Genomic DNA, 6,423 nt, shown 5'->3' on the forward strand with positions numbered 1-6,423 from the left:
AAGAGCAAGGAGGACTATATTTCTTGTAAGCGCCAAATATTCCTGCGGATTTCCTGATCCTCAAGTTTTGCCTATAATTGTAGTCGATAGATATTTAGACTATTTCACTACAATTATGGAGGATAGGTTATGGCAGGTACTCGCAAAGCCCGTGTTCCGATGGCGGAACAGATACGGCTTATCAATGAATGCCGCCAGAGCGGCATGACAGATGCTGACTGGTGCCGTGAAAACGACATTGCAGTAAGCACCTTTTACAACTGGGTCAGCCGCTGCCGGAAAGTGGCAGCGGATCAAATCCCAGCAGCGAATTATGGTCATCTTGAGGTTCCCCGCCCGAAACAGGACGTGGTCCCCATTGACATTGTTCCAGATCACATTCCGGAGCAGCATACAGCATCACAGATGCAGAACCCGTACCTTGACAATTCGCATACGATTGAAGTTGCTATGAAGAACATCACGGTCCGCATCAGCAATGATGCAGATCCTGTCCTGCTCGCCAGGACATTCCACCTGCTTCAGGAGTTCTCATGTTAGGTGACATCTCCGGACTTGAGAAGATCTACATTGTCTGCGGCTATACCGATTATCCGAGAAGAATTATTATTCGAGAAGATTCCGGTTATCATAGTCAATAGCGGTATTCTCAATAATTCTTCTCGGATAATCGGTATTATGTCAGAACTGGAATAACACCGATCTGCGGCGCGGCATTGACGGGCTGGCATCCATTGTGAAATTCAACTTCCAGCTGGACCCATACGAAAAGGATATCCTCTTCCTGTTCTGCGGAAGGCGCAGTGACCGCATCAAAGGACTTGTATGGGAAGGAGACGGATTCCTTCTTCTTTACAAAAGGCTGGAGCTTGGCGGCTTCAGCTGGCCCCGTACAAAAGAAGAGGCATTGGAGATCACGCCGGAACAATACCGGGCGCTGATGCAAGGACTGGAGATTGTATCCAGACACCCGATCCAGGAAGTGCAGCCCGGCGATCTCCTTTGATACGTTGTGCAAAACGGAGAAATTTAAAAATCTTTTCCAGTTCGCCAACGCAGATACAGTGGGAGTTATTCACATCCGGGTCTCATGCCATTCATTCAATTAAGAGTACTTCACAGCGATTGACTGCTGTGTGGATAAGTACTCTGAAAAACTGAAAAAACCAGTAGTTTTTTCGGCTTTTCAGAGTGTTTATCCTTTGGTGAGAATGACGGACTCATTTTCCATCGGGTTCGCTTTTTCTTTTGGTTTGCGGTACAATAGTCCCAGCAAAACAAAGGAGCGCCGAACATGACGAAAATCTACTCACCGGAAGAACTGAACAGTTTCAGCAGGGAAACACTCGTGGCAGTGATCCTGTCCATGCAGGATCAGCTGGCCAGGCTGAATACAAACATGGAACGCCTGATCGAACAGATCGCATCTGCAAACAATCACCGTTATGGGCGCTCTTCCGAAAAGCTGGATGTGATCGCCGGGCAGTTGGAACTGGAGCTCATCTTTAATGAAGCGGAAGCCCTGACCGAGACACTTTATGTCGTTGAACCCGCAGAAGAGGATGTGATCCAGGTCACGCGCCGGAAGAAAAAAGGGAAACGCGAGGAAGATCTTAAGGATCTTCCCGTGGAAGTCATTCCCCATACCCTTCCGGAAGAAAAGCTGCAGGAGATCTTCGGCGCAGCTGGCTGGAAGCAGCTTCCGGATGAAGTCTATAAAAGAGTCCGGGTACAGCCGGCAGTTTACACAGTCGAAGAGCACCATGTGGCCGTGTATGCCGGAAAGGACAATCAGACGATCGTGAAAGCAGACCGTCCGAGGGAACTGCTCCGAAACAGCATCCTGACTCCCTCCCTGGCGGCAAGCATCCTGAATGCCAAGTATGTCAACGGACTTCCCTTATATCGGATCAGCCAGGAATTCCTGCGCAATGACATCCATATCTCCCGGCAGGTAATGGCCAACTGGGTGATCCAGTGTGCCGACCGGTATCTGGGGCCCCTTTATGATTACCTTCATAACAGGATGTACCGCTTCCATGTGCTGCAGGCCGATGAGACTCCGGTCAAAGTATCGAAGGATGGGCGTCCGGCGAACAGTAAGAGTTACATGTGGGTCTATCGGACGGGAAAGGGATATGGAGATACCCCAATCATCCTGTATGAATACCAGAAGACCCGGAAAGCAGACCATCCGCGGGAATTCCTGAAAGGGTTCACCGGTGTCGTTGTCTGCGACGGATACTCCGCCTACCGGAAGCTGGACCGGGAAACCGAATCCATTGTCTTTGCAGGGTGCTGGACCCATGCGAGAAGATATTTCGCGGATGCCCTGAAAGCACTGCCGAAAAAGGAGTATGAGGCAGCCAAAGATACGGTCGCCTATGAAGCCATCAAACGGATCAGCGCGATCTATCATCTGGACAATCAGCTTGCTGATCTGAAACTGGACGATCGCAGGAAACAGCGGCAGATCAACCTCAAACCTCTGGTGGAGGCTTTCTTTGCGTGGGCAAAAGAGATCAGGGAATCCGGCCGTCTGATCAAAGGTAAAACCCTGGAAGGGATCAACTACTGTATCAACCAGGAAGAAGCATTAAAAGTATTCCTGGATGACGGTGAAATCCCGCTTGATAACAACGCAACGGAAGGTGCGCTGCGCAGTTTCTGCCTGCACAAGCATGCATGGAAGCTGATCGACAGTATCGACGGCGCGAAATCCAGTGCGATCGTCTACAGCATCACAGAAACGGCGAAGGCGAATAACCTGAATCCTTTCCGCTATCTGGAATACGTCCTGACAGTGATGAAGGACCACCAGGAAGATACGGATTACCGTTTTATGGAAGATCTGCTTCCCTGGTCTGGGCAGCTGCCGGAAATCTGCCGGAGCAAAACAAAAACAACAAATGTGTAAACCGGCCGCCGGGAACGGCGGTCAAAAAATACGCTGGTACTTATGATTTACCGTGTACATTATAAAAGAAAGCCCACCGTTTAAAATGGAATCAGCGCACCGCTATTTCAGAATAGATGCACCGTTGATTCTGGAATGGGCGCACCAATTGACCGGAATTTGCAAAAAGGGTAACTTATTGTTTAATTTATAATAAAATTAGCCCGTCAGCGCTGTAAAATCACCTTATCACGCACAGTATACCGCTTACTTTCATTCGTCAATATCTTCTTTCAAATATATCTGCAAATCTTGTATAGCCTTTTTAACATCATCATCAAAAACAATCTCTGTATTCTCTTTTGAAGATTCTTCTATCTTCTGAACTGCCACATCCAATTTGGGCACTACATATTTTATTTTGCTATCAAGGCTCTTCAATTCTGCTACTTTTTGCGTTACTTCTTCTAACCGTGCATCAATACTATTTAGTTTATTAATAGAACCCTCATTAAGTCTAGAACTATTAGCCCCTTCAATCATAGTATATAAAATTGCAACAACACTTAATACAATCGATATTGCCGTAGATGCACCAGACACAACTGCTGCTGCACCCGAATCATTAACTAAAAGGATTCCCACCAAAAAACTCAACATTATTATTAAGCAAATTGTACACCAAACAAAATCTTTAATTGTAATTTTCCATTTACCTATCTGCATATTATCCTCTCTCAAAATTCCTGCTCCGGATTTTTAGGGTCGCTCCATATTATAGGGTCGACTTCCCATATCGGATGAATCGTGCACCCTAATACCATAGCTTCCAATGCTTTGGGAGAATCAATCCGATACACCAAGTAATACAATAAAAATCGTTTAAAATATTTCAACTGTTTTTCTGCTTCAGCATGAATATGCGAACACACAGTTTTTTCTTTTTTCCCTACAAACGCAGAGTTCATCAATAATTTAACGCCAAACTCTTCATTAATAAACAAAAACCGAGTTCTCGCCATATCTGAGAGTTTCGACTCCAAAACAATATCTTCTGAAACTAACCGAATAGGCTTATGTCTAACCAACCAATAGACAATATAGGACATTTCTTTAATCGGATTGGGTTCTTTTGTTGGGTGATAATTAGTCAAGCGCAACAAATCGTCAAATGCATCAATCAATGATTGCCTTAATAATAATTCACTTATTTCAATCTTAACCGTTTTCTCTGTTTTTTCTTTGGCCACATCATTCATGTAAACTGCATATTCTTTTGCTGCACAATATATAGTCTTATAAGTTTGTTGAAACTTCCGCTTTAAATCTGGATCTTTATTAAACCAGTCATCAATTTTTTTAAATACTATGTACATAGCAAATAACTCCTTTTGTAAACAATGCCTAATCTTAAAATTAAGATTAGGCATCATCAATAATATTATCCGTTTCTTAATAGACCAAAAATTAATCGTCTATATCTTCATGAATCCAAACATTAATATCAGTAGAATTCCACTTATGCTCCTTGCTCCCCGTATTCTGCAAATACATTACCACAGAATTGTCGCTTTTTATACTATTAGCTGAACTTTCCTTTATTTCTTCTAGGGTAATATTAACCAAATCTTTTATCATTTTCTTTTCCTCTTATGTCGTACCAACGCACTACTTTAAAACTCTGCAATGCTCCGACGCCATACCCCTTCAGCATAATCAATAAACTATCCTTTTACACTTTATTTAGTATAAAGTAAAATATCCCATTTGTCAAAATATTTTTGGATGGCAACACAAACTTTATCTTTTCGCTGAAGTGAAAAGTTTATTTCCACTTTGATGGGGGCAAAGTGGATTTTAGTCTTTCACTCATTTCCACTTCCACAAATGCGGCATTTAGTCTTACACTTTTCATGTTAGGCAGTCGCCGGAAAGGCTGGTGTCTATTATGAAAACTCAAAACTCCTTTTCTCATTTGACTTTAGAGGAACGGCGGATCATTCTCGCCGGCATTACGAACGGCTCCACAAAAACCGCCATCGCCCAGACCATCGGCAAGGATAAGTCTACTGTTGGCAAAGAGATCAAGCTTCACAGAACTCTTACCCACAAGTGTAAGATGCCCCTGGAGTGCAATCATTATAAAAAGTGTGTTTATGGCCGCCAGTGTACTCCTGACTGCCCCGACTACTTTCCTTTCCGCTGCTCAAGACGCGACCGCTCCCCTGGCGCCTGCAACGGCTGCTCCAACTGGTCCCGCTGCCGTTTTGATAAATACCAGTACCGTCCGGAGGAGGCACATATGGATTACCGCACCACTCTGGTCGACTCCCGGGAAGGTGTTAATCTTACAGTACAGGAGGCAAAACAGATGGCCTCTGTTATCGCTCCGCTCCTCAAACAGGGGCACTCCCCCTATCAGATCGTTACTAACCATCCGGAGCTCGGGATTTCAGAAAAAACGCTTTACAACTATATCGAAAATGATGTTTTCCACGATATCGCCGGCATCACCGTCCTGGATCTGCGGCGTCAGGTATCACGCAAGCTGCCGAAGAAAAAGGCAAAAACTTATAAAAAACGCGTCGACAGAAAGTATCTTGAAGGCAGGACCTACAAAGAGTATCAATCCTATCTCTCCGAGCATCCCGAGGTCTTTGTCACCCAAATGGACACGGTCTACAATGACGAGACAAGCGGGCCTTTCCTTCAGACATTTAAATTTGTGAGGGCCGGTATTCTTCTCGCTTTATACCGTGACGAGAAAACCTCCGCTTCCATGAAAGAAGGCATTGACATACTGGAATCCATTCTTGGCGCGGAGCTGTTCCGCAAATATGTCCATGTCCTGTTGACCGATCGCGGAACGGAGTTTTCTGCCGCCGAAGCCATGGAGACATCCTCCGACAGCACAAGACGGACAAGGGTATTTTACTGCGATCCTATGCAGTCTGGGCAAAAAGGAACACTGGAGAATAAACATATAGAACTCCGTTACATCCTTCCAAAAGGAACGGATCTGAGGGAACTCGGGCTGACCGGCCAGTCCGATCTGAATTTAGTCCTCAGCCACATCAACTCCTCCCCTTGCGAGTTGCTTGGCAATAAAAGTCCGTTGGAACTGACAGAATTTATGTATCAGGATCTGTATGAAAAACTGCTGGCTTTCGGCATCCATCCGATTGAAAAGGATCAGATCATTTTAAAGCCATACTTGCTCAAGCAGAGAAGCAAGTAAGGAAAACTACCTAATCAAAAAAACAACAGGCGGCTGTCAAAGAAAGTAAATACCATCCACAGCAAGTGGAATTTAGTCCTACACCCTAAAAAATACCGACTAAAGTCCGCTTTTTTGTCATGTCCAAAAATCCCTTTCTTTTCCAAGCAACCTGTTGTTTGCTTCATTTAGTGTAACACTTATTCCTACTTAATAAAACAGAAAAAGCAGCAATCACTCATTTTTGTAAGAGTAATTGCCACTTTTCTTTTCCCGTTTTTCAAAGTGGAAATAAACTTTTCACTTCAGT

7 protein-coding genes are annotated in these 6,423 nt (G+C 44.5%); 4 read left to right on the forward strand and 3 right to left on the reverse strand.

The window, feature by feature from the left end; genetic code table 11:
- Positions 1–129 precede the first annotated feature (129 nt).
- From tnpA to tnpC, 3 genes are all read left to right on the forward strand, one after another.
- The gene (gene tnpA / locus B5E62_RS14090) at positions 130–540 is read left to right on the forward strand and encodes an IS66 family insertion sequence element accessory protein TnpA (RefSeq protein ID WP_242957951.1); all 411 of its coding nucleotides are present in this window, start codon (positions 130–132) and stop codon (positions 538–540) included.
- Positions 541–703: 163 nt separating this feature from the next.
- Positions 704–1,006, forward strand: coding sequence for an IS66 family insertion sequence element accessory protein TnpB (gene tnpB, locus B5E62_RS14095; RefSeq protein ID WP_087175160.1), 303 nt, complete (start codon positions 704–706; stop codon positions 1,004–1,006).
- A gap of 288 nt (positions 1,007–1,294) precedes the next feature.
- Positions 1,295–2,917 (forward strand): IS66 family transposase, encoded by a 1,623-nt coding sequence (gene tnpC, locus B5E62_RS14100; protein WP_087175161.1) that lies wholly within the window; start codon positions 1,295–1,297, stop codon positions 2,915–2,917.
- A gap of 252 nt (positions 2,918–3,169) precedes the next feature.
- Here tnpC and B5E62_RS14105 read toward each other — a convergent pair whose 3' ends face one another.
- The 3 genes from B5E62_RS14105 to B5E62_RS16975 form a co-directional block, all read right to left on the reverse strand.
- On the reverse strand, positions 3,170–3,622 hold the full coding sequence (locus tag B5E62_RS14105) for a hypothetical protein (RefSeq protein ID WP_087175162.1): 453 nt from the start codon (positions 3,620–3,622) through the stop codon (positions 3,170–3,172).
- A gap of 11 nt (positions 3,623–3,633) precedes the next feature.
- Positions 3,634–4,272, reverse strand: coding sequence for a hypothetical protein (locus tag B5E62_RS14110; protein WP_087175163.1), 639 nt, complete (start codon positions 4,270–4,272; stop codon positions 3,634–3,636).
- 91 nt (positions 4,273–4,363) lie between these two features.
- On the reverse strand, positions 4,364–4,534 hold the full coding sequence (locus B5E62_RS16975; protein WP_162610319.1) for a hypothetical protein: 171 nt from the start codon (positions 4,532–4,534) through the stop codon (positions 4,364–4,366).
- A 310-nt stretch (positions 4,535–4,844) separates the two neighbouring features.
- Here B5E62_RS16975 and B5E62_RS14115 point away from each other — a divergent pair, with 310 nt between their 5' ends.
- The gene (locus B5E62_RS14115; protein ID WP_087175164.1) at positions 4,845–6,134 is read left to right on the forward strand and encodes an IS30 family transposase; all 1,290 of its coding nucleotides are present in this window, start codon (positions 4,845–4,847) and stop codon (positions 6,132–6,134) included.
- Positions 6,135–6,423 lie beyond the last annotated feature (289 nt).

This window comes from Lachnoclostridium sp. An118, assembly GCF_002160985.1.
Taxonomy (GTDB): Bacteria; Bacillota; Clostridia; order Lachnospirales; family Lachnospiraceae; genus Claveliimonas; species Claveliimonas stercoravium.